General features: G+C 64.8%; 26 protein-coding genes. 12 read left to right on the forward strand and 14 right to left on the reverse strand.

Features of this window, described 5'->3' with window-relative positions; genetic code table 11:
- Positions 1-2: 2 nt before the first annotated feature.
- The 3 genes from ACFOHJ_RS13365 to ACFOHJ_RS13375 all read right to left on the reverse strand — a co-directional run bounded on the left by ACFOHJ_RS13365 (position 3) and on the right by ACFOHJ_RS13375 (position 1719).
- The gene (locus ACFOHJ_RS13365; protein ID WP_378221161.1) at positions 3-329 is read right to left on the reverse strand and encodes a hypothetical protein; all 327 of its coding nucleotides are present in this window, start codon (positions 327-329) and stop codon (positions 3-5) included.
- A gap of 39 nt (positions 330-368) precedes the next feature.
- Positions 369-614, reverse strand: a complete 246-nt coding sequence (locus ACFOHJ_RS13370; protein WP_378221164.1) for a hypothetical protein — start codon at positions 612-614, stop codon at positions 369-371.
- 880 nt (positions 615-1494) lie between these two features.
- Positions 1495-1719: a helix-turn-helix domain-containing protein gene (locus ACFOHJ_RS13375; protein ID WP_378221166.1), complete on the reverse strand. Its 225-nt coding sequence runs from the start codon at positions 1717-1719 to the stop codon at positions 1495-1497.
- Positions 1720-2041: 322 nt separating this feature from the next.
- On the opposite strand from ACFOHJ_RS13375, the gene ACFOHJ_RS13380 reads away from it, so the two are divergent.
- The gene (locus ACFOHJ_RS13380; protein WP_378221167.1) at positions 2042-2281 is read left to right on the forward strand and encodes a hypothetical protein; all 240 of its coding nucleotides are present in this window, start codon (positions 2042-2044) and stop codon (positions 2279-2281) included.
- A complete protein-coding gene (locus ACFOHJ_RS13385; protein ID WP_378221169.1) occupies positions 2278-2508 on the forward strand; it encodes a hypothetical protein in 231 nt (76 codons plus the stop codon). The genes ACFOHJ_RS13380 and ACFOHJ_RS13385 overlap by 4 nt, the downstream gene beginning before the upstream one ends.
- Positions 2509-2853: 345 nt before the next feature.
- On the opposite strand, the gene ACFOHJ_RS13390 is transcribed toward ACFOHJ_RS13385, so the two are convergent.
- The 3 genes from ACFOHJ_RS13390 to ACFOHJ_RS13400 form a co-directional block, all read right to left on the reverse strand.
- Complete coding sequence (locus tag ACFOHJ_RS13390; protein ID WP_378221171.1) at positions 2854-3231, reverse strand: hypothetical protein; 378 nt, start codon at positions 3229-3231, stop codon at positions 2854-2856.
- A gap of 223 nt (positions 3232-3454) precedes the next feature.
- Complete coding sequence (locus ACFOHJ_RS13395) at positions 3455-5095, reverse strand: acyl-CoA synthetase (protein ID WP_378221174.1); 1641 nt, start codon at positions 5093-5095, stop codon at positions 3455-3457.
- A gap of 76 nt (positions 5096-5171) precedes the next feature.
- Complete coding sequence (locus ACFOHJ_RS13400) at positions 5172-5900, reverse strand: class I SAM-dependent methyltransferase (protein ID WP_378221176.1); 729 nt, start codon at positions 5898-5900, stop codon at positions 5172-5174.
- Positions 5901-6055: 155 nt separating this feature from the next.
- Between ACFOHJ_RS13400 and ACFOHJ_RS13405 the strand changes: the two genes are divergently transcribed.
- The 8 genes from ACFOHJ_RS13405 (at position 6056) to ACFOHJ_RS13440 (ending at position 13729) form a co-directional block, all read left to right on the forward strand.
- Positions 6056-6703: a thiamine phosphate synthase gene (locus tag ACFOHJ_RS13405; protein WP_378221178.1), complete on the forward strand. Its 648-nt coding sequence runs from the start codon at positions 6056-6058 to the stop codon at positions 6701-6703.
- Positions 6704-6705: 2 nt separating this feature from the next.
- Positions 6706-7737 carry a tetratricopeptide repeat protein gene (locus tag ACFOHJ_RS13410; RefSeq protein ID WP_378221180.1) on the forward strand — a complete coding sequence of 344 codons (1032 nt, stop codon included), beginning with the start codon at positions 6706-6708 and terminating at the stop codon, positions 7735-7737.
- A gap of 115 nt (positions 7738-7852) precedes the next feature.
- Positions 7853-8419, forward strand: coding sequence for an elongation factor P (gene efp, locus ACFOHJ_RS13415; protein WP_378221183.1), 567 nt, complete (start codon positions 7853-7855; stop codon positions 8417-8419).
- Positions 8420-8446: 27 nt separating this feature from the next.
- Positions 8447-9244, forward strand: coding sequence for an inositol monophosphatase family protein (locus tag ACFOHJ_RS13420; RefSeq protein WP_378221184.1), 798 nt, complete (start codon positions 8447-8449; stop codon positions 9242-9244).
- A gap of 114 nt (positions 9245-9358) precedes the next feature.
- Positions 9359-10381: a MotA/TolQ/ExbB proton channel family protein gene (locus ACFOHJ_RS13425; RefSeq protein WP_378221185.1), complete on the forward strand. Its 1023-nt coding sequence runs from the start codon at positions 9359-9361 to the stop codon at positions 10379-10381.
- A 1-nt stretch (position 10382) separates the two neighbouring features.
- Positions 10383-11414 carry a peptidoglycan -binding protein gene (locus ACFOHJ_RS13430; protein ID WP_378221187.1) on the forward strand — a complete coding sequence of 344 codons (1032 nt, stop codon included), beginning with the start codon at positions 10383-10385 and terminating at the stop codon, positions 11412-11414.
- Between the two features lie 261 nt (positions 11415-11675).
- Positions 11676-12089 (forward strand): hypothetical protein, encoded by a 414-nt coding sequence (locus tag ACFOHJ_RS13435; RefSeq protein ID WP_378221189.1) that lies wholly within the window; start codon positions 11676-11678, stop codon positions 12087-12089.
- A 152-nt stretch (positions 12090-12241) separates the two neighbouring features.
- Positions 12242-13729 carry a carboxypeptidase M32 gene (locus ACFOHJ_RS13440; RefSeq protein WP_378221191.1) on the forward strand — a complete coding sequence of 496 codons (1488 nt, stop codon included), beginning with the start codon at positions 12242-12244 and terminating at the stop codon, positions 13727-13729.
- A gap of 3 nt (positions 13730-13732) precedes the next feature.
- On the opposite strand, the gene ACFOHJ_RS13445 is transcribed toward ACFOHJ_RS13440, so the two are convergent.
- On the reverse strand, positions 13733-15532 hold the full coding sequence (locus tag ACFOHJ_RS13445; protein WP_378221194.1) for an ABC transporter transmembrane domain-containing protein: 1800 nt from the start codon (positions 15530-15532) through the stop codon (positions 13733-13735).
- A 216-nt stretch (positions 15533-15748) separates the two neighbouring features.
- Between ACFOHJ_RS13445 and rpmE the strand changes: the two genes are divergently transcribed.
- Positions 15749-15970 carry a 50S ribosomal protein L31 gene (gene rpmE, locus ACFOHJ_RS13450; RefSeq protein WP_378221195.1) on the forward strand — a complete coding sequence of 74 codons (222 nt, stop codon included), beginning with the start codon at positions 15749-15751 and terminating at the stop codon, positions 15968-15970.
- A gap of 139 nt (positions 15971-16109) precedes the next feature.
- Here the strand turns inward: rpmE and ACFOHJ_RS13455 are convergent, their stop codons facing one another.
- The 7 genes from ACFOHJ_RS13455 to ACFOHJ_RS13485 all read right to left on the reverse strand — a co-directional run bounded on the left by ACFOHJ_RS13455 (position 16110) and on the right by ACFOHJ_RS13485 (position 24296).
- Positions 16110-16517, reverse strand: coding sequence for a F0F1 ATP synthase subunit epsilon (locus ACFOHJ_RS13455; RefSeq protein ID WP_378221198.1), 408 nt, complete (start codon positions 16515-16517; stop codon positions 16110-16112).
- A gap of 127 nt (positions 16518-16644) precedes the next feature.
- Entirely contained in the window at positions 16645-18204 is a 1560-nt protein-coding gene (gene atpD / locus ACFOHJ_RS13460; protein ID WP_378221201.1) for a F0F1 ATP synthase subunit beta, read from the reverse strand.
- 70 nt (positions 18205-18274) lie between these two features.
- Complete coding sequence (locus ACFOHJ_RS13465) at positions 18275-19156, reverse strand: F0F1 ATP synthase subunit gamma (protein WP_378221204.1); 882 nt, start codon at positions 19154-19156, stop codon at positions 18275-18277.
- 29 nt (positions 19157-19185) lie between these two features.
- The gene (gene atpA, locus ACFOHJ_RS13470; protein ID WP_378221207.1) at positions 19186-20715 is read right to left on the reverse strand and encodes a F0F1 ATP synthase subunit alpha; all 1530 of its coding nucleotides are present in this window, start codon (positions 20713-20715) and stop codon (positions 19186-19188) included.
- Complete coding sequence (locus tag ACFOHJ_RS13475) at positions 20715-21275, reverse strand: F0F1 ATP synthase subunit delta (protein ID WP_378221210.1); 561 nt, start codon at positions 21273-21275, stop codon at positions 20715-20717. Before ACFOHJ_RS13475 ends, atpA begins: the two co-directional genes overlap by 1 nt.
- Positions 21276-21509: 234 nt before the next feature.
- Positions 21510-21905, reverse strand: coding sequence for an AGROH133_08824 family phage infection protein (locus tag ACFOHJ_RS13480; protein ID WP_378221212.1), 396 nt, complete (start codon positions 21903-21905; stop codon positions 21510-21512).
- 207 nt (positions 21906-22112) lie between these two features.
- Positions 22113-24296 carry a primosomal protein N' gene (locus tag ACFOHJ_RS13485; RefSeq protein ID WP_378221215.1) on the reverse strand — a complete coding sequence of 728 codons (2184 nt, stop codon included), beginning with the start codon at positions 24294-24296 and terminating at the stop codon, positions 22113-22115.
- Between the two features lie 110 nt (positions 24297-24406).
- On the opposite strand from ACFOHJ_RS13485, the gene fsa reads away from it, so the two are divergent.
- Positions 24407-25060, forward strand: coding sequence for a fructose-6-phosphate aldolase (gene fsa, locus ACFOHJ_RS13490; protein ID WP_378221217.1), 654 nt, complete (start codon positions 24407-24409; stop codon positions 25058-25060).
- Positions 25061-25072: the final 12 nt, after the last annotated feature.

Below are 25072 nucleotides of genomic sequence, written 5' to 3' on the forward strand. Positions count from 1 at the left end.
CCTTATCGAGGCAAATTGCAGTATGCGATGCTGTTGTCGCCGCTGTACGGCGACTTGATCTGGAAGGTCCAGCCGCTGTCGAAATGGGCGCCCTTGGACGCCATCAGCCCGGCAACCTGAGTGCAAAGCTTCCGGGCCTCTCCACTGTTCATGTCGATAGTCGCGGTAACGGATTGGTTCCATCCGCTTACCTCACACGGGGCGCTTGCCAAGCCTGTATTGTCGACCACCGAGCACAAGGCATATGCATAATCGACCGTCCGATTATCTGCCACCGCAGGTGCTGAAAAGGACAGGCACAGAAGTGCCGCCATGACGCTGAGTTTCATAGCTTCCGCCCCTTCCACGACGATGCCAGGTCGCCTAATTCAGATCTTAATCTTGACCTTCTTCGGAAGGCCCATCTCCTTCTTTGCCAACCTAACGGCGGCACGAATTTTATTTTTGCGGCTATCGACGGCCGCCGCCGCACGCAAAATTCCCGCGGCTCCAGCGGCGGTTTGACAGGCCGGGCATACAATCATCGCCTCGTCGGTTACATCATTGCCGATTGCAATTAGCTCGCCGCATTCGGGGTTGACGCACCTAGTTTTGACTGTGCCTTCCTCGTCCATCTTCTCCTCCAATAAACCCGCCGCGGGATACACAAAGTCAAGCGCCCCTAGCAGACCATGCGGCGTCCGCCCTTTGCAACATATCAGCCAGTATTTTGAACCCATCCGGACCAGCCGCCGGCGACCATTCATCCGGAACTCTTGTCAAATACAGATACATCTGTTCGCTTTCTAGATGTATCGGGTGCCCGTCACACCATCTCTCCTCCGGGATTGTGTGTTGAATCTTTCGAGTCGTCCAGGCATCGGACGGGCTGGATCCCCAAATAGCAATTAGACCCGGTGGTAGAGTGAAGTCCGCATCAACAGATATCCTGCCGTTTGCATGAGTCACGGTTCCACTATACTTTCCACCCGCTATATCGTTGCCGATCAATTTGCCGTCTTTGATTGTGCACACCGCCAAAGACGTGCCAGCAATGGCACCCGCACATATAGAATACGTCCCGTCTACGATAACCATCATCGCCCCCAATAAACCCGCCGCCAGCTTCGCGCCGTAGTTGTAGGGGAGTCAAGGGGGAGAGAGGATCGACAAACTGTACACCGTGTACAGGTTTGTCGGCTGCTTGGGTGCGGTTAAATTGAGTGTCGGCAGCGATACTTAATTCAGGCTTAGGCCCTGTCTTCCCCGGCTCGATCTGCTTCAGTAACTCACCGGCGCGCCGGATGGCTCTTGCCCTTATGCGTTGAGCCATCCGCTCGAGCTGATCGCCGCGCTGCTGCACCGTCAGGTCGGCGCGCCAAAGGCAAAATTTTGCCTTTGATCGGGATGCTTCCACGGGCCGCCCGATCTTGCTGCGGTGTGTTTCTATGCGTCACAACTTGTCACGCATTCCAAGAGCCGTCCGTTTGAGGGGCTACCGCACCGGAAATGCGCCTAACGCTTTGAAACCCCGGAGCCAACGGCCGGCTGGCCATCCTCCAAAAACGAGACGCCTGCCTGTTCAAGCGCGGAGCGGATGGCCTGAACGGTACGAGGCATTAGTTCCTCGCCGCGCTCCAGGCGCGTGATCGTTGCCGGTGAAACGTCTGCAAGCTCTGCGAGTTCACGCACGCCCAAAGCTGTCGCCGCTCTGGCCATCTTGCATTGCGCTGCGTTCATTTTGTTACCCTGTGCGTATTTGCGCTTGACGTGCTTACGTCGTGCCACTATAAGCACACTGTAATCATTTTGTCGCGCAAGAGCAACGAGGAGACTTCATTATGGCTAACAGAAAACAACTGCCGTGCGTGTGTGCGGCGGGTAAGGGCGAGCGTAACACCGAAGACGTGCCGTGCAAGATGCGAGACACAACCAGAGGCCGCGGTGCAGTGCGGGCCGTATGGGATAGCGATGGGAGGTGGCTTATCCATTGGCGCGAGGCTGACGGCGAGGAATGGGTCGGCACATATAGGCTGATCCCGTGCTGATGGAGGGCCCTGCAATGAACGCGCATGTAACCCCTGAACCCGCCGCCCCGCTCGAACTGGCCGATCTTGAAGATCTCGTCTGTCGCGTCCGCTGGATGTTGAAAGCGGCATGGGACGAACTGTCCAACATGAGCCCTGGCGAAGGTGGCGATGTCGACACCAAGGTGCGCCATCTCGTACGGGCGGCGAACGAACTGATGCTTGAGTTGCACGCCGACTACTATGATGCCCTGGAAGGTAGACCAGCATCATGAGCCGACCCTACAAAAAGGTTCCTGTTCACAGTCCGAAGTTCCCGGCACACGCCAACCGGAACAGCAGGGCGCATCCCTACCTGAGCCCGGAGCAGTTTGCCGATCGAACCTTCCTTCGCGTTCGCCGGCAAGTTGCCCGGTTGAGGTTACAGACCGCGGACGATCCGAAACTGATCGCAGCCCTGTATGAGTCGATCAGGGTTTACGACGAGTTGATTGACCGCTGACTTAACCCGGCGCGCAGCCAGCCACAGGAACCACCACAAGCGCGCCGAAGCCCCTGCCTAACGGCGGGGGTTTTTTATTGGTCAAAGCATCCGCCAATCGATTTATGTTAGGCTTTATGGTAGAAAAGGCAGAATCCAATAAAATCAACGCTTTAGACAAAAAAAGAGCCGCGGATGAGGCGGCTCTCAGGAGTTTAACAGGGAGGCGTCAAACAAAGTGGCTCCAACCACTTGGTAAGAATCCAGATAACTGGATGAACGTAGTAAACACCTGTAAAGCTTAATGGACGGTTAACAGGCAGGCTTTTTATTCAATTTAGACGGGTTTTCGGCCGCGCGCCGCCCTTACTTGCGGCTGATCGCCGGCAAGGCGATGACGGCGAACAGGACCATCCCCAGGAAATAGCCGATCGAGGCGATGCCCAGCAGCGGTTCCATGGCTTCGTTTCCGCTCATGAGGAAATAGAGGCTGACGACCAGGCCGATGCCGCTCAACGCGGCCAGCCAGAAATGAACCGTGGCCAGCGCCTTTTCGCCTGCCGCGGGAAACAGGTGGTAGAAGAAGGAAAACAGCGCCGAGGTCACCCACCCGGCCAGCATGATGTGCGCGTGCGTCGGCGCCTGGCCGTGGTCGCCGCTCATGCCCATGTGCAGTCCAAGCGCCATCCCGCAGAGCGCGTAGATGATCGCCAGTATGAAAAAATTCCGTGCCACTTTTTGCATGGCAGTCCTCCGATATGCCTCTTCCCGGTCCGGGAATGGGTTGCGATTAAAAAATCGGCCGCGTCCGGTGGAGCGCAGCCTTATGCTTCGGCAAATGTCTGAAAGATCACGTCGCGGCTTTCCCCCCTTCTGCCGGCCGCCATATTAGCAGAAGGCAATCGAAGGTCGATGGCGCGGCGAGGCAATTCACCACGAAATCGAAGCCGTCAGATGGTAGGCCTTATCAGCCTTGGCGGGCCATTTCCCGCAGCCGGAATTTCTGGATCTTGCCGGTCGAGGTCTTGGGAATCTCGGCGAAGATAACGGCCTTCGGCACCTTGAAGCGGGCCAGCGCCGAGCGGCAGTGATCGAGGATCTCGGCCTCGGTCGCCGTTTTGCCGGGCTTCAGTTCGACATAGGCGACCGGCACCTCGCCCCATTTCTCGTCGGCGCGAGCGACGACGCCGCAGGCCTGCACCGCCGGGTGCTTGTAGAGCACGTCCTCGACCTCGATGGAGGAGATGTTCTCGCCGCCGGAAATGATGATGTCCTTGGAGCGGTCCTTGATCTGGATATAGCCGTCCGGATGCATGACGCCGAGGTCGCCGGTATGGAACCAGCCGCCGGCAAAGGCTTCGTCGGAGGCTTTCCGGTTCTTGAGATAGCCTTTCATGATGATGTTGCCGCGCGCCATCACCTCGCCGATGGTCTCGCCGTCGGCCGGCGTCTGCGTCATCGTCTCCGGGTCCATGACGGTCAGGCCCTCCAGCGCCGCGTAGCGCACGCCCTGGCGCGCCTTCTTCGCGGTGCGCGCGCCCTTGTCGAGGCCGTCCCATTCGGTGTGCCATTCGTTGACGACGGCCGGCCCGTAGGTTTCGGTCAGGCCGTAGAGATGGGTGACGGCGAAGCCCGCGTCGGCCATCCCCGAAAGCACGGCTTCCGGCGGCGGGGCGGCCGCCGTGTTGAAGGTGACCAGCTGGTCGAAGGTGCGCCGGTCCTCCTCGGCGGCGTTGATGAGCAGCGACATGACGATCGGCGCGCCGCACAGATGGGTGACGCCGTGGTCGGCGATCGCGTCGTACATCGGCTTTGCCCGCACCCAGCGCAGGCACACATGCGTGCCGGCCTGCACGGCCAGCGTCCACGGGAAGCACCAGCCGTTGCAGTGGAACATCGGCAGCGTCCACAGATAGACGCAGTGCTTGCCCATGCCGGCATGGATGGTGTTGGTGTAGGCCATCAGCGCAGCACCCCGATGGTGGTAGACCACGCCCTTGGGGTTGCCGGTGGTGCCGGAGGTGTAGTTGAGCGAAATGGCGTCCCATTCGTCGTCGGGCATCGACCAGGCGAAATCCTCGTCGCCGGAAGCGACGAAAGCTTCGTAGTCGAGGCTGCCGATGCGCTCGCCCTTGGGGTAGGGGGCGTCGGCGGCGTAGTCGGGGTCGTCGTAGTCGATCACCAGCGGCTTCGCGTTGGCCAGCGCCAGCGCCTCCTTGACCACGCCGGAAAATTCCCGATCGACGATCAGGACTTTCGTCTCGGCGTGGTCGATCTGGAAGGCGATGACCGCCGCGTCGAGGCGGGTGTTGAGGCAATGCAGCACCGCCTTGACCATCGGAACGCCGAAATGCGCCTCCAGCATGGGCGGCGTGTTGGAAAGCATCACGGTGACCGTGTCGCCCTTGCCGATGCCCTTCTTCGCCAGCGCCGAGCCGAGTTTCAGCGAGCGCTGCCAGAAGGTGCGGTAGGGGATGCGCTGGCTGCCGTGGATGATGGCGACATGGTCCGGAAACGTCTTGGCCGCGCGCTCGAGATAGGTGATCGGCGTCAGCGGCTGATAGTTGGCGGGATTCTTGTCCAGGTCCTGCTGATAGGGATTGATCATCCCGGCCCTCCGATTATGTCCTGAACCTTCTAATCACAGCTTGCGGGCGGCGTCATCTGGAAGAGTTGACGCGTCGTCAGCGGTGCACCGCCACCAGCAGGAACATCGGCCGCTCGCGTTCTTCCGCCAATGCCGGATTGTCGGCGACCTGGGCCTCGGTCGGAGAAAATTCCTCGACATGATCGATGACGAACCCTGCCGCGACGAGCAGGTTGAGGGTCGTTCCCAGCGTGCGGTGGTATTTGACGACGCCCTTGGCCAGCCAGCCGCTGGTGCGCGGCCCCTCCAGCGCATAGCCGTTGACGGGCCATGTCCTGCGCCCGGAGGCATCCGCGATCCATTCCTGGCTGGCTGGGGCCATGAAGATGGGGTGCTCGGTCGAAAAGACGAAGCGCCCGCCCGCAGCTAGCGCCCGATGGACGGTCCGGAACAGCTTTCCGGCGTCCTCGACATAGTGCAGCGCCAGCGAACTATAGGCGAGGTCGAAGGCGGATTGCGGCAGGTCGAGTTGTTCGAGGTCGGCCTGGAGGTAAGTGACGGCATAGTCCGCCGTTTGCGCCCGGGCGCGTGCCAGCATGTTTTCGGACAGGTCGATGCCCGTCACTTCGGATGCCCCGTTCTCGCTTGCCCAGCGGCAGAACCAGCCGAAGCCGCAGCCGAGGTCGACCACGCGCAAGCCGTCCATCGGCGGCAGCATGGCCCGCAGCGCCGGCCATTCCGGCGCGCCGGCAAGCCCCTTCACGGATCGGGCGAGTGCGCTGTAGTTGGCGAAGAAGTCGGGCCGGTCGTAGATGTTCTGTGCCATGTGCCTGTCTTTGGTCGGAAGGGGCCGGTTGCCGGCCTTTTCGCTCGTTCCCCTGTTTGAACCCGCCGGCGAGCCTGTTCAAGCGTAGCGCATTGCTCTATGCCGCAATGCAACCATCTTCGCCGGTCAAGAGGCGAAACCGGGATCGGAGACCGATGAACGACACCACGCCCCCCAACCGCTGCCGTATCGTCCTGATTGCGCCGTCGGGCGTATCCGCCGACCGCGTCCGCTCGGCGCTCGCCGGCGGCGACGTCGCCTCGCTGATCCTGCCGCAATACGACCTGGACGAGGCCGCTTTCCAGGCTTGGGTGGAGCCGATCGCGGCGACCGCGCAGGCCCTGGGCGTCGCGGTGGTGATCGCGGGCGATACCCGTATCGCCGGCCGCGTCAAGGCTGACGGCCTGCATGTCGAGACGGGCAAGGCGGGGCTTCTGGAAGCGATAGACGATTTCCAGGCGCGGATGATGGTCGGCTGCGGCGGCGCCAAGACGCGCGACGACGCGCTGGAACTGGGCGAGGCGCAGCCGGATTACATTTTCTTCGGTCGCTTCGGCTACGACACCAAGCCGGAGGCGCATTCACGCAACCTGTCGCTCGGCCAGTGGTGGGCGGAAATGGTCGAGATTCCCTGCATCGTGCTGGCAGGTTCCGAACTCGCCTCCGTCGAGGCGGTCGCCGCCACCGGATGCGAGTTCGTGGCACTGTCGGCGGCCGTGTTCGCCGAAGGGGTCGATCCGGCGCAGGCCGTCGCCCGGGCCAACGCGCTGCTCGACGAAACGGCGCCCCGCTTCGAGGATTGACCATGCCGCGGCGGTTTTTGTTCGTGTTGCCGATCTTCGTCGCCGCCTCGGCTCTGGCCGATCCGGCCGCGTTGCCGCAGGACAAGCCGCAAGCCGCGGCCGGGGCCGACAAGCCCATCGCCACGCCGTTGCCGCAGCCGGCCACCACGGCACCGCTCGGTCCGTTGCCCTCGGCCGATACCGTCGACCCCAAGCGCTTCGGCGCAAGGCCCGCCGACGAGGCTTACGGCGCCTTCCAGCGCGGCCTCTACAAGACCGCCTATGATCTCGCGCTGGCGCGGGCGAAAAACGGCGATCCGGCGGCGCAGGTGCTTGTCGCCGAGATTCTCGCGCGCGGCCTCGGCGTGAAGCTCGATGCAGGTGCCGCGGCGAAATGGTATCAGGCGGCGGCCGAACAGGGCATGCCGGAAGCGCAGTTCCAGTATGCGCTGATGCTGCTCGACGGCCGCTTCGTCAAGAAAGACCAGAAGCAGGCGCATGCGCTGATGCAGGCGGCGGCGGAGGCCGGCAACCGGCTGGCGCAGTTCAACTTCGCACAGTTGCTGGTCGAGGAGGACGACAGCGAGGCCGGGTTCGCCCGGGCGGTCCCCTATTACGAGCGGGCCGCCGCCACGGGGCTCGCGGATGCGCAATACGCCATGGCGCAGGTCTATGCCAACGGCATCGGCGGCAAGCCCAAGGACGACGCGCGTGCGCGCGAGTTGCTGACGCAGGCCGCGCTCCAGAACTACGATACCGCCCAGCTCGATCTCGGCGCCTGGCTGATCGAGGGACGCGGCGGCAAGCGCGACCTCAAGGAAGGCTTCGACTGGACCAGGCGCGCCGCGGACGGCGGCAATGTCGCGGCGCGCAATCGCCTGGCTAGGCTCTATGTCGGCGGCATCGGTGTCGATGCCGACCCGATCCTCGCCGGCGCCTGGTACATCCTTGCCCGGCGGGCCGGCTTGGTCGATGCCGGCATGGAGGACTTCCTGGACGGCTTGACCGACGAGCAGGTCAAACAGGCGCTGCAGCGGGCCAACCGGCTGCCCTGACTGTTCCTGCCTGGGGCGCCAGGGCAAGCCTCTCTTGCCTCTTCAGGCATTTTGTGGTCTTGGAAGCGCCGAAACGGCCCTCGGGGCCGCCCTCCGTTTGCGGACCTCATCCATCATGGCCAAGATCAATGGCAACGAAATTCGCCCCGGCAATGTCGTCGAGCACGACGGCGGCCTGTGGGTCGCGGTCAAGACCAACACCGTCAAGCCCGGCAAGGGCGGCGCCTACAACCAGGTCGAACTGAAGAACCTGCTCAACGGCACCAAGCTCAACGAGCGCTTCCGCTCCGCCGAGACCGTCGAGCGGGTGCAACTCGACCTCAAGGACTTCACCTTCCTTTACGAGCAGGGCGATGCGCTGGTGTTCATGGACACCGAAAGCTACGAGCAGCTCGAACTGAACAAGGATTTCGTCGGCGAGCGCGCCGCCTTCCTGCAGGACGGCATGAAGGTCACCGTGCAGCTTTACGGCGACAAGCCGATCGGCGTTTCGCTGCCGGACTACGTGACCCTGACCATCACCGAGGCCGATCCGGTGGTGCGGGGGCAGACGGCGGCTTCGTCCTACAAGCCGGCGCTGCTCGAAAACGGCATTCGCGTGCTCGTTCCTCCCTTCATCGATGCCGGCGAGCGGATCGTCGTCGACACCAACGAAATAATCTACATGCGCCGCGCCGACTGATTGGCGGCGGCAGGAAGCTTTTGCAACATGGCCCGTTCAGCCCTCCTCAACGTAATGGTTCAGGCCGCCATGAAGGCCGGCCGCTCGCTATCGCGCGACTTCGGCGAGGTGCAGAACCTCCAGGTCTCGATGAAGGGGCCTGGTGACTATGTCAGCCAGGCCGATCGCAAGGCCGAGGACATCATCTTCACGGAACTGTCCAAGGCGCGGCCCGGCTACGGTTTCCTGATGGAGGAGCGCGGCGCGGTCGCCGGTGACGACGACCAGCATCGCTGGATCGTAGATCCGCTCGACGGGACCACCAATTTCCTGCACGGCATCCCGATCTTCGCCGTTTCGATCGCGCTGGAGCGGCAGGGCCAACTGGTGGCCGGGGTCGTCTACAACCCCGCCATGGACGAGCTCTACACCGCCGAGCGCGGCGGCGGCGCCTTCATGAACGACCGCCGGCTGCGCGTGGCCGCGCGCACTAAGCTCTCCGATGCGGTGATCGGCTGCGGCGTGCCGCATCTCGGACGGCCGCTGCACGGCCAGTTCCTCGTCGAATTGCGCAACGTCATGGGCGAGGTGTCCGGCATCCGTCGCCTCGGCGCGGCTTCCCTCGACCTTGCCTATGTCGCCGCCGGTCGCATGGACGGGTTCTGGGAGGTGGGTCTGTCGGCCTGGGATATCGCCGCCGGCATGCTTTTGATCCGCGAGGCGGGCGGCTTCCTGTCCGACATGGACGGCGGGCAGGACATGCTGGAAAGCGGCTCGCTGGTCGCCGGCAACGAGGCTATCCATCGCGGGCTGGCGAAAACGCTGAAGCGGCCCATCAAGGGATAATCGCGCCGGCCGCGCATCGCAGTTGCCAAACGCCTTTCATTTTAGTCACATTTCCGCTTAGACTCCGGGCCGGGTGCATCAGCGTTGGCAGCGCCTCATCGGAACAGGAAAAGCATGGCGTTTCTTAAATCGTTCGGGAGAGGCGGACGCTCTGATGTGATGAGCTACGATCCGCACAAGATTTCCAGCCCGCAGGTGTTCCTCTATTCGATGGTGGTGTTCCTCGCCATCGTCGCCTTCATCGCCGCGATCCTGACGCGGCAGATTTCGGCCGCCTTTTCCCATAATCCGGGCCTCAACGGGCTGATCGTCGGCGTGCTGGCGGTCGGCATCCTGCTGGCCTTTGGCCAGGTTACGCGGCTGTTCCGCGAAGTCCGCTGGGTCAATTCGTTTAGGGCCGGGTCGCAAAGCGTCGAGCCGGTGCTGCTGGCGCCGATGAAGGCGATGATCGGGCGTTCGTCGTCGGTGGCGTTCTCGACGACGTCGATGCGCTCCATGCTCGATTCCATCGCCACCCGCCTCGACGAAAGCCGCGATACCTCGCGCTATCTCGTCGGCCTGCTGATCTTTCTAGGCCTGCTCGGCACGTTCTGGGGCCTGCTCGGCACGATCGCCTCGATCGGCGACACCATCGATGCGCTCGACCCCGGCACCGGCGATTCCGCGGCGGTGCTCGAGGCGCTGAAGGCTGGGCTGGCGGCGCCGCTGGCCGGCATGGGCACGGCGTTCTCCTCCTCGCTGTTCGGCCTTTCGGGCTCGCTGGTGCTGGGCTTCCTCGACGTGCAGGCCGGCCGCGCGCAGACCCGCTTTTATACCGAACTGGAGAACTGGCTGTCCTCGGTGACGGACCTGTCGTCGGACCTTTCGATCCCCGAGCCGCAGAGAAGCGAGTCCTCCGAGGAAATCCGGCTTCTGTCCGAGCGGCTGCGCTCGATGCAGGAGGCCGGCGGCTCCAATCCGCGTGTCGCCACCGCGATGGCCAACCTGGCCGACGGCATTTCCGGGCTGGTCAAGAACATGCGCTCCGAACAGCAGATCATGCGCGACTGGGTCGAGGCGCAGTCGGACGAGCAGCGCGCGATGCGCGATACGCTGGAGAAGATCGCCGAGGCGCTGAAGAAGCCGGGAGCGCGCTGACGTGGCGCTGGCAAGAGGACGGCGCGGCGATCGCCACATCGATTACTGGCCAGGATTCGTCGACGCTCTGTCGACGCTGCTCATGGCGATCATGTTCCTGCTGTCGGTGTTCGTGCTGGTGCAGTTCCTGCTCAGCCGCGAGATTTCCGGCAAGGATGCCGTGCTCGACCGGCTGAACTCGCAGATCAACGAGCTGACCTCGCTGCTGGCGCTGGAGAAGAGCAACAGCCAGGATGCGCAGGATGCGCTCGCCAACCTGCAGGCCTCGCTGTCGGCGAGCGAGGCGGAGAAAAGCCGGCTCGAGCAGCTCCTGGCGCAAGGCGCCGGTGCCGGCGATGCGGCCAATGCGCGGGCGGAGGCGCTTTCGAGGGAACTGGACAACCAGCGCCAGCTCAGCCAGCGGGCGCAGTCGCAGGTCGAACTGCTCAACCAGCAGATCGCGGCCCTGCGCAAGCAGATCGGCGCGCTGGAGGATGCCCTCGACGCCTCGGAAGCGCGCGACCGCGATTCCAACGCCAAGATCGCCGATCTCGGCAAGCGGCTCAACGTGGCGCTGGCGCAGCGCGTGCAGGAACTGAACCGCTACCGCTCCGATTTCTTCGGCCGGCTGCGCGAGATCCTGTCGGACCGCGAGAACATCCGCATCGTCGGCGACCGTTTCGTCTTCCAGTCGGAGGTGCTGTTCCCGACCGGTTCGGAGCAGATCAACGATGCCGGCAAGGTCGAGATGAAGAAGCTGGCCGGCGCCATCATCGAGCTGCAGAAGGAAATCCCCCCGGAGATCAACTGGGTGCTGCGTGTCGACGGCCACACCGACAACGTGCCGCTGTCGGGCACCGGCCGGTACCGCGACAACTGGGAGCTGTCGTCGGCGCGCGCCACTTCCGTGGTGAAGTTCCTGATCGAGAACGGCGTTCCGGCCAACCGGCTGGTGGCGGCCGGCTTCGGCGAATTCCAGCCGCTCGATCCATCCAATACCGACGAAGCGCGCACCAAGAACCGGCGCATCGAACTCAAGCTGACTGAACGCTGACCGTTTTCGTCCCTTGCCGATAGGCTCACGCGAAGGTTCGGAGGGAGTGTTCGCATCTGCCAAGACACGGCAGCCACACGGCAAAGTGAGCGTCATTACCCTTTTGTAATTACACTTCGCCGGTGCACCCGCCTAATTCTTCCGATGCGGACCGAGAACCGCCGGCGATGCTCCCAACATCGCGACGCGACGGGTCTGGACGGTCCGCGCTTCGGAGTCGCGGCGCAAGGGCGCCGGCTTCGTCATCCAGGGAGAACGATCATGCGCTCTTTCAACCTGAAGACCTCCCTTACGCTTGTTGCCTTGACCGCATCCGCACTGGCGGTGCCCTTCGCCGGCGCCTATGCCGCGCAGGGTAACCATGACGGCCTGATGGATGTCAGTCCGTCGCCTCTTTTCCAAGGCCCGCGTATCGACAGCATCGTCAATGAAGTCAGGGGTATCGACCAGGGTATCGCCGAGGGGCGGCAGGAGAAGCTGATTACGCCGGCGCAGGCGAATCGCATGGATCGGCAATCCGCTTCCATCATCAGGACTGCCGAGCGGACCGCCGCGGTGGATCATGGCCGGGTGCCGTCGGCGCAATACAATCGCCTTATGCGCAGGGTCGACCATCTGAACGAAAACCTGCTCAACGACACGGGCAGGCAATCGTCGATGGGCAGCGGCAGCTGACGACCTGCCTGCACGGCTGGCAGGCTTGGTGACGGCAGCCGCCTCCGGGCTTCCCGGGGGCGGCTGTTCTCTTGCTCGGCGGGCTTGCGATTACCCGCCCCTTGGTGTCCTCTGCCACTCTCGCCGCAACAGGGAATCGCCAAAGGGCCGCAATGTCTTTCCAGAAACTTGACGAACTCAGCCACAAGCTGGAAGCGCTGGAGCATGCGCTGGCCATCCTGGGGGCCGACGAGGCGACCCATATGGCGGTCGGCGGCGGCGAGAAGCGCGCGGAAGCGATGGCGTCGCTGGCGGGCATGTACCATGCCCGGGCCACCGCGCCCGAGATCGCCGACTGGATCGAAGCGGCCGAGCGGGAAGCGCTGAACGAGGAGCAGGCGGCAGCGCTATTCGAGTTCCGGCGGCACTATACCAACCTTACCTGCCTGCCCGCCGAATTCGTCGAGCGCCAGACCGGCGTGCGCATGCGCTGCGAGCAGCTATGGCGCGACCTGCGGGCGAAAAACGACTGGGCGGGGTTTTTGCCGGCGCTGGAGGGCGTGCTGTCCATGGTGCGCGAGGAAGCGGCGATGCGCGCCGACGCGCTCGGGCTCGAACCCTATGACGCGCTGATGGAGCAATTCGATCCCGGTAACCGGGAAGCCGAAATCTCCGTGGTCTTCGCCGAACTGAAGGGGTTCCTGAAGGATTTCGTTCCCGAGGCGCTGGCGGCACAGGAGGAACGGCTGGCGACGCGGCCGCTGAAGCCGCTGTCCGGCACCTATCCGGTCGAAAAGCAGCGTGAGCTCGGGCTGGCGATGATGGCGGCGGTCGGCTTCGACCTCAGCCATGGCAGCCTGTCGGTATCGCATCACCCCTTCTGCGGCGGAGTGCCTACCGACGTGCGCATCACCACGCGCTACCGGACCGGCGAATTCCTGTCGGCGCTGATGGGCGTGCTGCACGAGACCGGCCATGCGCTCTACGAGCAGAACCTGCCCAAGGCCTGGGCGCACTGGCCGCTCGGCAAGGCGCGCGGCATGGCCGTGCACGAAAGCCAGAGCCTGTTCGTGGAAAAGCAGATCGGCCGCAACCCGGCGTTCTGGCGCTGGGCGCTGCCGGTGGTGGAAAAGCATCTCGGCGAAAGCTGGATGCTGGAAGATATCCTGCCGCACGTCCATCACGTCGAGCGCGGCCTGATCCGCGTCGATGCCGACGAGGTCACCTATCCGCTGCACGTCATCCTTCGGTTCGAACTGGAGCGCGACCTGGTCGGCGGCAAGCTCGAGGTGGCCGATCTTCCGGAGGCTTGGGACGCCGGCATGCGCGCCTATCTGGGACTTTCCACCATCGACGATCCGGCGGACGGGCCGATGCAGGACGTGCACTGGGCGAGCGGCGCCTTTGGCTATTTCCCGTCCTATACGCTGGGCGCGATGATGGCGGCGCAACAATGGGCGGCCCTGGTGAGGGAGCATCCCTCGGCCGACGACGATCTCGCCAGGGGCGATTTCTCCGCCGTCAATGCGTGGCGGCGCGAAAACATCTGGTCGCAGGGTTCCCGCTGGTCTACACAGCAGCTCATGGAGCGGGCCACCGGTGGCGAGCTGGACGCCGGCTATTTCATCGCGCACCTGAAGAAGCGCTACGGCAACCCCTGAGCGCTATTCAGCCGCGCCCTTGAAGGCTTCCGCACCGGCGTCGAACTGGAGCTTGGCCAGCCGCGCATAGGTGCCGCCCCGGGCGACGAGGCTGGCATGGGTGCCTTCCTCGACGATGCGGCCTTCTTCCATCACGAGGATGCGGTCGGCCTTCAGCACGGTCGCCAGCCGGTGGGCGATGACGAGGGTGGTGCGCCCGCGCATCAGCCGCTCCAGCGCCGTCTGCACCAGCGTCTCGCTTTCGGCGTCGAGCGCCGAGGTCGCCTCGTCCAGGAGCAGGATCGGCGCGTCGCGCAGAATGGCACGGGCAATGGCGATGCGCTGGCGCTGGCCGCCCGACAGTGCGACGCCGCGTTCGCCGACGGGGCTGTCGTAGCCGTGTTCCAGCCGCGTGATGAATTCGTCGGCCAGCGCGTCGGTGGCGGCCGCCTTGATCTCGGCTGCGGAAGCCTCCGGGCGGCCGAAGCGGATGTTGTCGCCGGCGCTGGCGGCGAAGATGTTGACGTCCTGCGGCACGATGGCGATGCGGTGGCGCACCGCCTTCGGGTCGGCCTCGCGCACGTCGATGCCGTCGACCTGCACGGTTCCGGCATCGGGGTCGTAAAAGCGCAGGATGAGCGAGAACACCGTGCTCTTGCCGGCGCCGGAGGGGCCGACGATGGCCACCGTCTCGCCGGGCTTCACCGAGAAGCTGAGGCCGTGCACGGCGGCGTGGCCCGGACGGGCCGGGTAGGCGAAGGAGACGTTGTCGAAGCGCACGGCGCCCTTCGTGGTGGCCGGCAGCGGCTTCGGGTTCCGCGGCGGCTGGATGCCGGGTACCTCGGCAAGGATCTCGGCGAGCCGTTCGGCGGCGCCGGCGGCGAGCGCGAGTTCCCCCCATACTTCCGACAGCGCGCCGAGCGCGCCGGCGGCGAACACAGAATAGAGCAGGAACTGGCCGAGCGTGCCGGGCGACAGGGTGCCGCTGAGCACGTCGCGCGAACCGAACCACAGCACCGCCACGACCGAGGCGAAGATGGTGAATATGGCAAAGAAGGTCAGGAAGGAGCGCGCGAAGATCGAGGTGCGTGCCGCCTGGAAGGCGGTCTCGACCGCCTGCGAGAAGCGGCTGGTGACCAGCGCCTCGTTGGTGAAGGCCTGCAGCGTGCGCACCGCGCTGATCTGCTCGCTGGCATAGGCATTTGCGCTGGCGAGCGTGTCCTGCGCCTGCCGCGACTTGCGACGCACCGAGCGGCCGAAGGCCACCAGCGGCAGTACGATGACAGGGATGGCCGCGATGACGAGGCCGGAAAGTTTCGGGCTGGTGACGACCATCATCGCCAGTGCGCCGAAGCCGAGGATGACGTTGCGCAGCGCGACCGAGGCGGTGGCGCCGACCGCCGACTTGATCTGCGTGGTGTCGGCCGCGAGCCGCGACACGATCTCGCCCGTCTGCGCGGTGTCGAAAAAGGACGGCGAAAGCGTCGTCAGATGCGAGAACACCTTTTCGCGAATGTCGGCTACCACGCGCTCGCCGAGCGTGATGACGAAGTAGTAGCGGCCGGCCGAAGCCAGCGCGAGCGCCGCCGCCATTGCCATCAGCATGATGAAGTAGTTGGAGATCAGCGTGGAATCGGAGGTCGAGAAACCGTGGTCGATCATGCGTCGCACGGCCACCGGCAGCGCCAGCGTCGTCGCCGCCGCGAGCGTCAGCGAGAACAGCGCGCCAATCACCAGCCCCCGATAGCGGGCGATGAAGGGAAACAGGTGCTGAAGCGGCCTGAGCGAGCGCTTGCGCCTGTCTGCGCCTGGGGTTTGCGCCATGGGCTGTCTTCCTGGGCCGTTGCCGGTGCGGTTCCTGGACAGCGAGCCGGAAATGGCCGGTTGCGGCCTTGTGGTTCGCTTACGAGTGCTGTATAGGCTCCTCGACCGTTTTAGAAGCCGTGGCCCATCAATAAGCTGCGGCTTCGAATTTTAAAAAGGGGCGCTTCGACGCAGGCCGTCTGGCCGTGGCCGTGCCCTCAACCCAGGACCAGATCGATGAAAGACGCTATCCACCCCGACTACCACGCCATCAAGATCGTCATGACCGATGGCACCGAGTACATGACCCGTTCGACCTGGGGCAAGGAAGGCGATACGATGAACCTCGATATCGACCCGACCACCCATCCGGCGTGGACCGGCGGCCAGCAGACCCTGGTCGACCGCGGCGGCCGCCTGTCGAAGTTCAAGAAGCGCTTCGAGGGCTTCGGGCTGTAGGCAGCCGCGTTCTCGCGTGTTTTGAAGAACCCGCCCTCGTGGCGGGTTTTTTCATGTCTCGACGGCAGCGGGTGGGGGAAATGCAGGCAACAAAAAAGCCGGGCGAACCCGGCTTTTTCTTTAACCTCGGCGAAGCGCCTTAAGCCGGCAGGATCGCGCCTTCCAGCGTGGTCAGCTGATGCAGGAACTGCTCGGCCTTGCTGCGGCTGGCGTCGTCCTTGGCATCGGCCACGTCTTCCTTCGCTTCCTGGATGCGGCGGGCGACGTCGGCGCGGTCGATGTCCTTGACCGACACCGCCGATTCGGCGAGCAGCGTGCAGCCCGAAGGCAGGATGTCGGCGAAGCCGCCGAACACCACATAGCGCTCTTCCTGGCCGCTGGCGGCCTTCACGGTCACGACGCCCGGCTTGATGGTGGTCATGACCGGCGCGTGCTGCGCCATGACGGTCATCTCGCCTTCCGCACCGGGAATGACGACCGATTCCACCTGCTCGGAAACTAGCAGGCGCTCGGGGGAAACGAGTTCGAACTTGAAAGCTTCAGCCATGTGTCCAGGGGAATAGGACAGTAGGGCAGTAGGGCAGTAGGAGAAAGCTCTCCTTGGACCAGACCACCTGTTCCCTATTCCACTCTCTCCTTATTGCCTTACTGCCTTACTGCCTTACTGCCCTTGATCAGGCAGCTTCAGCCGCGAGCTTCTGAGCCTTCTCGACCGCTTCCTCGATGCCGCCGACCATGTAGAAGGCAGCTTCCGGAAGGTGGTCGTACTCGCCGTTGCAGAGGCCCTTGAAGCCCTTGATGGTGTCCTGGAGGTCGACCAGCTTGCCCGGCGAGCCGGTGAACACCTCGGCCACGAAGAACGGCTGCGACAGGAAGCGCTCGACCTTGCGGGCGCGGGCAACCGTCAGCTTGTCCTCTTCCGACAGCTCGTCCATGCCGAGAATGGCGATGATGTCCTGCAGCGACTTGTAGCGCTGGAGGATCGACTGCACCTGGCGGGCGACCTGGTAGTGCTCCTCGCCGACGATCAGCGGGTCGAGCATGCGCGAGGTCGAGTCGAGCGGGTCGACGGCCGGGTAGATACCCTTTTCCGAGATGGCGCGGTTGAGCACGGTCGTCGCGTCAAGGTGCGCGAAGGACGTGGCCGGTGCCGGGTCGGTCAGGTCGTCGGCCGGCACGTAGATGGCCTGCACCGAGGTGATCGAGCCCTTGGTGGTGGTGGTGATGCGTTCCTGCAGCGCGCCCATGTCGGTGGCGAGCGTCGGCTGGTAGCCCACCGCGGAGGGGATGCGGCCGAGCAGAGCCGACACTTCCGAACCCGCCTGGGTGAAGCGGAAGATGTTGTCGACGAAGAACAGCACGTCCTGGCCCTGGTCGCGGAAATATTCAGCGACGGTGAGGCCGGTCAGTGCGACGCGCGAGCGGGCGCCCGGCGGCTCGTTCATCTGGCCGTAAACGAGGGCCGCCTTGGAGCCTTCGCCGCCGCCCTTCTTGTTGACGCCGGACTCGATGAACTCGTGATAGAGGTCGTTGCCCTCGCGGGTGCGCTCGCCGACGCCGGCGAACACCGAGAAGCCACCGTGCGCCTTGGCGACGTTGTTGATCAGTTCCTGGATCAGAACGGTCTTGCCGACGCCGGCGCCGCCGAACAGGCCGATCTTGCCGCCGCGGGCGTAGGGCGCCAGGAGGTCGAGAACCTTGATGCCGGTGACGAGGATCTGCGCCTCGGTCGACTGGTCGACATATTCAGGGGCCGGCTGGTGGATGCCGCGATACTCGGTCGCCTCGACCGGGCCGGCTTCGTCCACCGGCTCGCCGATGACGTTGATGATGCGGCCGAGCATGCCCGGGCCGACCGGAACCGAGATCGGGCCGCCGGTGTCGGTCACGCTCTGTCCGCGCACCAGACCTTCGGTGGAGTCCATGGCGATGCAGCGGACGGTGTTTTCGCCGAGGTGCTGCGCCACTTCGAGGACGAGGCGGTGGCCGACGTTCTCGGTCTCGAGCGCGTTCAGGATCGCGGGCAGGTGGCCTTCGTCGAACTGTACGTCGACGACGGCGCCGATGACCTGGCGCACTTTGCCGACCGCAGCGCCCTTGGCGGATGCCGTGCGGGAGGGGGTTGCCGTCTTTGCCGCTGCCGCCTTGGCGGGCGCAGCCGCCTTCTTCGCCGGAGCGGCCTTGGCCGCCGTTGCCTTGGTTGGCGCCTTCTGAGGGGTCGCTGCTTTCGCCATCGTTGTTACCCTTTTCGTCCGTGTTCTTGTCCTGCGTGATCTCGGGGGCGTCGGCCCCCGGAAATCCCGCCTAGAGCGCCTCGGCGCCCGAAATGATTTCGATCAGTTCCTTGGTGATCTGCGCCTGCCGCTGGCGGTTGTAGGTGATCGACAGCCTGTTGATCATGTCGCCGGCGTTGCGGGTGGCGTTGTCCATGGCGCTCATCTTGGCGCCCATCTCGCCGGCCGCGTTTTCGAGCAGCGCGTGGAAGATCTGCACCGCGATGTTGCGCGGAATGAGGTCGGAGAGGATTTCGCCCGGCTCCGGCTCGTATTCGTAGACGGCGCCGCCATTGGAGTCGTCCTCGCCGGCCTGCGTCACCGCCGCCGGGATGATCTGCTGCGCGGTCGGAACCTGGCTGATCACCGACTTGAACTGCGAGTAGAACAGCGTGCAGATGTCGAAGCCGCCCTCGTTGAAGAGCTGGATCACCTTCTTGGCGATCGCGTCGGCGTTGACGAAGCCGAGCGTCTTGACCTCACGCAGGTCGACGCGGTCGACGATATGCGAGGCGAAGTCGCGCCGCAGGATGTCGTAGCCCTTCTTGCCGACGCAGATCATCTTCACCTGCTTGCCGTCGGCGAGCAGCTTGCGGGCGTGCTCGCGGGCAAGCCTGGCGATCTGCGAGTTGAAGCCGCCGCACAGGCCGCGCTCGGCCGTGCAGACCACGAGAAGATGGATGTCGTCGCGGCCGGTGCCGGTCATCAGCGCCGGGGCATCGCCGCCGCCGCCGACCGCCTGCGCGATGTTGGCGAGCACCGTTCCCATGCGCTGGGAGTAGGGGCGCGCCGCCTCGGCGGCTTCCTGCGCGCGGCGCAGCTTCGCCGCGGCGACCATCTGCATCGCCTTGGTGATCTTCTGCGTCGCCTTGACGGAGGCGATGCGGTTTCGAAGGTCTTTTAACGAAGCCATGCTTCAACCGGATCCTATTCTATGCCCGATCAGGCAAAGGTCTTGGCGAAGGAGTCGATCTCTGCCTTGAGCTTGGCGCGAAGATCGTCCGACAGGGCCTTTTCCTTGCGGATCTGGTCGAGGATTTCCTTGCCGGCCGAACGCATGTGCGACAACAGGCCCTGCTCGAAGCGGCCGACGTCGTTCAGCGCCAGCTTGTCGAGGTAGCCGTTGACGCCGGCGAAGATGACCGCAACCTGTTCCTCGGTCTTGAGCGGCGAGAACTGCGGCTGCTTCAGGAGCTCCGTCAGGCGCGCGCCACGGTTCAGCAGGCGCTGCGTGGAAGCGTCGAGGTCGGAACCGAACTGCGCGAAGGCCGCCATTTCGCGGTACTGCGCGAGCTCGCCCTTGATCGAGCCTGCAACCTGCTTCATCGCCTTGATCTGCGCGGACGAACCGACGCGCGACACCGACAGGCCGACGTTCACGGCCGGGCGGATGCCTTGGAAGAACAGGTTGGTTTCAAGGAAGATCTGGCCGTCGGTGATCGAGATCACGTTGGTCGGGATGTAGGCGGAAACGTCGTTGGCCTGCGTCTCGATGACGGGCAGGGCGGTCAGCGAACCGTTGCCGTTGTCGTCGTTGAGCTTGGCCGCGCGCTCCAGCAGGCGGGAGTGCAGGTAGAACACGTCGCCCGGATAGGCTTCACGGCCCGGCGGGCGGCGCAGCAGCAGCGACATCTGGCGGTAGGCGACGGCCTGCTTGGAAAGGTCGTCGTAGCCGATCAGCGCGTGCATGCCGTTGTCGCGGAAATACTCGCCCATGGTGCAGGCGGTGAACGGCGCCAGGAACTGCATCGGCGCCGGGTCGGAAGCCGTGGCGGCGACGACGATCGAGTATTCGAGCGCGCCGCGCTCTTCCAGTACCTTCACGAACTGGGCGACGGTGGAGCGCTTCTGGCCGACGGCGACGTAGACGCAGTAGAGCTTCTCGGAGTCGGGGCCGGTCTCGTGCACCGACTTCTGGTTCAGGATGGTGTCGAGGATGATGGCGGTCTTGCCGGTCTGGCGGTCGCCGATGACCAGCTCGCGCTGGCCGCGGCCGACCGGGATCAGCGCGTCGATGGCCTTGAGGCCGGTCGACATCGGCTCGTGCACCGACTTGCGCGGAATGATGCCGGGGGCCTTGACGTCGACGCGCCGACGCTCGGTCGCCTTGATCGGGCCCTTGCCGTCGATCGGGTTGCCGAGCGCGTCGACCACGCGGCCGAGCAGGCCCATGCCGACCGGCGCGTCGACGATGGCGCCGGTGCGCTTGACGGTGTCGCCTTCCTTGATGTCGCGGTCGTTACCGAAGATGACGACGCCGACATTGTCGGCTTCGAGGTTCAGCGCCATGCCGCGGATGCCGCCGGGGAACTCGACCATCTCGCCGGCCTGGACGTTGTCGAGGCCGTAGACGCGGGCGATACCGTCACCGACGGACAGAACCTGGCCAACTTCGGAAACTTCGGCTTCCTTGCCGAAATTCTTGATCTGGTCTTTCAGAATTGCGGAGATTTCCGCGGCGCGGATGTCCATCAGCCGACCTCTTTAAGTGCAAGCTTGAGCGAATTGAGTTTGGTTTTGAGCGACGTGTCGATCTGGCGCGAGCCCATCTTGACCACCAGCCCGCCGAGCAGCGACGGATCGACGGTAACCGAGATGGCCACGTCCTTGCCGGCAACGCTTTTCAGCGCCGCCTTGAGTTCAGTCTGCTGCGCAGCGGTGAGCGCATGTGCGGTGGTGACTTCCGCCGTGGTCTCGCCGCGCTGTTCGGCGGCGATGCTGCGGAAGGCCCGGATCATGCCCGGCACGGCGAACAGACGGCGGTTGGCGGCAACGACACGCAGGAAATTGCCGGCCAGGCCCTTGATGCCGGCCTTGTCGGCAACGGCCGAGATGGCCTTGAGCTGGTCTTCGGAAGAGAAGACGGGACTTTTGATGAGGCGGTCGAGATCGTCGCTGCCGGACAGCATGGAATCGAACTTGTCGAGGTCGGATTCCACCTTGGCGACGGAATTCGATTCCTGGGCAAGCTCGAACAGCGACCGCGCATAGCGTTCAGCGACACCCGAGATTGGCGATGACGATTGAGCCACGGACCGTCTTTTCTCTCAGTTGACAGGCCGCAGATTGTGGCGCGAGTGAAAACTCTGGCTAAATCTTTGGCCTTGCTTCGATTTTTCCAAGCGAGGGGGCGCGGCCTCCGCATCCCCCTGCCGAAAGTCGATTGCCGTCTAGCACAGGCCTTTTCAGACCGCAATGCACCGTCCGGCCGGTTTCACGGCACTATTGTCGCATCCGGCGGGCGAGTTCAACCGCAGGCGGGCGATTCAAGGCAAAAAGCCGAAGGCAAAAGCCAGCGGCAGCGCTGCCAGCACCAGCTCGACCACCACCGAGGCCCAGTTATAAGGCGTGTTGGCGCCGTCCGACATCATCGACAGCAGGCGGCCGAAGGCGGTGAACAGCCAGGAGAAGCCGAGCGCCATGTAAAGCAGCGGCTGCGCCAGCAGCATGCAGCACAGGCCGACGCCAAGGTAGAAGCCCGCCATGCGCCCGCGCGCCTCGGCGATCGCCGCCGGCTTTTCCGGCTTGGCCTGCAGGCGAAGGACGTGGAAGGAAAGGCCCGGCGCCAGGAACAAGGCAAGCCCGAGGAGGACCGTGACGGCGGCGCTTGTCCAGGCCAGCCATTCGCCCTGGCTCATCGGCCACGGAAAGGAATATTCCATAGGGTCCCCTCGACAGTTTCGCGCATTGAAGGCACTGGGCCGGGGAAGTCAAGCGGGAGGGTGTTGGTGTGAGGCCCCTCATCCGGCTGCTGCGCAGCCGCCTTCCCCCGAGGGGAGAAGGGACGGTTGGAGCCGGCCCTTTCGTCTCCCCAGGGGAGAGGTCGCCCGCAGCGCAGCGAGGGGCGGATGAGGGGTTCTGCCACGAGGTCACAAGAAGCTTTGCGGGTCGATGTCGACCTGGATGCGCACGGAGCCGCGCACCTTGGGGCCGGCCGCCAGCATGGCGCGCACGAAGCCTTGCATGTCGGCGCGCCTTTGCCCGTGGATCAGCAGGCGGAAGCGGTGGCGGCCGGCAATCAGCGCCAGCGGTGCCTCGGCCGGGCCGAGGACAAAGATGTCGGCGGCTTCGGGTGCCGCGCGGCGCAGCGCGCGCGCGTGGCCTTCGGCCTCGGCGCGGCTCGCGGCGCTGACGATGATGCCGCTCAGGCGGCCGAATGGCGGCAGGGCCGCCCGTTCCCGTTCGGCGATCTCGCGCTCGTAAAAGGTCTCGGCGTTGCCGGAGACGATCGCCTGCATCACCGGATGATCCGGCTGGAAGGTCTGCAGCAGGCCAGAGCTCTTCTTGCCGGTGCGGCCGGCGCGGCCTGTGACCTGCGACAGCAGCTGGAAGGTCCGCTCGGCGGCGCGCGGGTCGCCGTTGGCGAGGCCGAGATCGGCGTCGACGACGCCGACCAGCGTCATGTTGGGGAAATTGTGCCCCTTGGCGACCAGTTGCGTGCCGATGACGATGTCGGCCTCGCCGTTGGCGATGGCCTCCAGTTCGAGCCTAAGCCGCCGCACGCCGCCCAGCATGTCGGAGGAAAGGACGATGGTGCGGGCGTCGGGAAAATGTTCGACGACTTCTTCGGCGATGCGCTCGACGCCCGGACCGCAGGCGACGAGATGGTCGAAGGTGCCGCATTCGGGGCAGGCCTCTGGCCGTTTTTCGCTGTGGCCGCAATGGTGGCAGACGAGCTGCCCGCGAAAGCGGTGCTCGACCAGCCAGGCGGAACAGACCGGGCAGCCGAAGCGGTGGCCGCAGACGCGGCACAGCGTCAGCGGCGCATAGCCGCGCCGGTTGAGGAACAGCAGCGCCTGTTCCTGCTTCTCCAGCGTCTGCCGTATCGCGCCGATCAGCACCGGCGACAGGAAGCCGCCGCGCGCCGGCGGGGCGCGGCGCATGTCGACGGTCCTGAGCGCGGGCAGGGCTGCCTCGGCGAAGCGGGCCGAAAGCACGGCGCGCCGGTATCGGCCCTGGTCGGCGTTGACCCGGCTTTCGACCGAGGGCGTGGCGGAGGCCAGCACGACGGGGAAATTGCCGATGTGGCCGCGCACCACCGCCATGTCGCGGGCGTTGTAGAAGACGCGGTCCTCCTGCTTGTAGGCGGGGTCGTGTTCCTCGTCGACGACGATGAGGCCCAGATCCCTGAAAGGCAGGAAAAGCGCCGAGCGTGCACCGGCAACGACCTTCAGCGAACCTTCCGCCGCCTGGCGCCAGACTTTTTCGCGCATCCGCGGAGGCAGGTCGGAATGCCATTCGCCGGGCTTGGTGCCGAAGCGGTCCTGGAAGCGTTCGAGGAAGGCATGGGTCAGCGCGATTTCCGGCAGGAGGATCAGTACCTGCCTGCCCTGTTCGAGCGCCGCGGCCACCGCCTCGAAATAAACCTCCGTCTTGCCGGAGCCGGTCACGCCGTCGAGCAGCGTGACGCCGAACGTGCCCTTTTCCATGCCGGCGCGCAGCGTGTCGGCGGCCGCCTGCTGGTCCGGCATCAGGGCGGGAGTGGCATATCCGGGGTCGGGTGCGGCCACCACCGGGCGCGGCGGGATCATGACCTGTTCGAATACGCCCTGCGCCTTCAGCCCGTCGATCACGGTCGAGGATACGCCGGCGGCGTGCGCCAGCCCGGAGCGCGTCCAGGCGAGTCCGCCCTCGGCGATGTCGAGCACGCGCGCGCGGGCAGCCGTTATGCGGTCGGGTTCGGCGGCGGTGCGCTGCAGGCCCTCGATCCAGGGCTCCGGGTCGAAGGCTTCCGGCGCCCGCAGCAGCATGCGCGCGACCATGCCGGGCGGCGACAGCGTGTACTGCGATACCCAGTCGACGAAGCGGCGCATCGGCTCGGGAATGGGCGGGCAATCGAAGACATGCTCGATGGGGCGCAGCTTGCGGGCTTCGACCGCCTCGACCGTGCCGTCCCAGACGATTCCCGCGACCTGGCGCGGCCCCAGCGGCACGCGCACGATCGACCCCGGCACGACGCGCATGCCGGGCGGAACCGCATAGGTGTAGGGGCGTTCAGCCGGCATGGGAACCAACACCGGGGCCGCCGCATCAAAAGGCGAATCTTTGATCATCGCGCGTGACCTTGCCCCGACTTTGGTCTAGAGCAAAGCCCGACAGTTGGAGCTAGGCTCAACACCGGGCATGCCCCTCCCGACACCCGGAAAATCCGAAGGAGACCGCCATGAAGTTTTTTGTCGACACTGCTGACGTCAAGGAAATCCGTGAACTGAACGAACTCGGCCTGGTCGACGGGGTCACCACCAACCCGTCGCTGATCCTGAAGTCGGGCGGCAAGATCATCGACGTGACCAGGGAAATCTGCGAGATCGTCGAGGGCCCGGTTTCGGCCGAGGTGACCGCGACCGAATATTCGGAGATGATGAAGGAAGCCGCCGTGCTTTCCAAGATCGCCGACAACATCGCCATCAAGGTGCCGCTCACCTTCGACGGCCTGAAGGCCTGCAAGGCGCTGCGTTCCGAAGGCCACATGGTCAACGTGACGCTGTGCTTTTCGGCGACGCAGGCGCTGCTCGCCGCCAAGGCGGGCGCAACCTTCATTTCGCCCTTTGTCGGCCGTCTCGACGATACCGGCATCGACGGCATGGAACTGATCGCCGAGATCAGGCAGATCTACGACAACTACGATTTCGACACCGAAATCCTGGTCGCTTCGGTGCGCACCACCAATCATGTCAAGCAGGCCGCGATCATCGGCGCGGACGTGGCGACGGTGCCGCCGGCGACGCTGCGGGCCCTGGTCAAGCACCCGCTGACCGACAAGGGGCTGGAGCAGTTCCTCGCCGACTGGGCCAAGACCGGCCAGAAGATCGGCTGAACGCAGGCTGGC

This window comes from Aquamicrobium soli (assembly GCF_042646345.1).
In the GTDB taxonomy this organism is placed as follows: domain Bacteria; phylum Pseudomonadota; class Alphaproteobacteria; order Rhizobiales; family Rhizobiaceae; genus Mesorhizobium; species Mesorhizobium soli_A.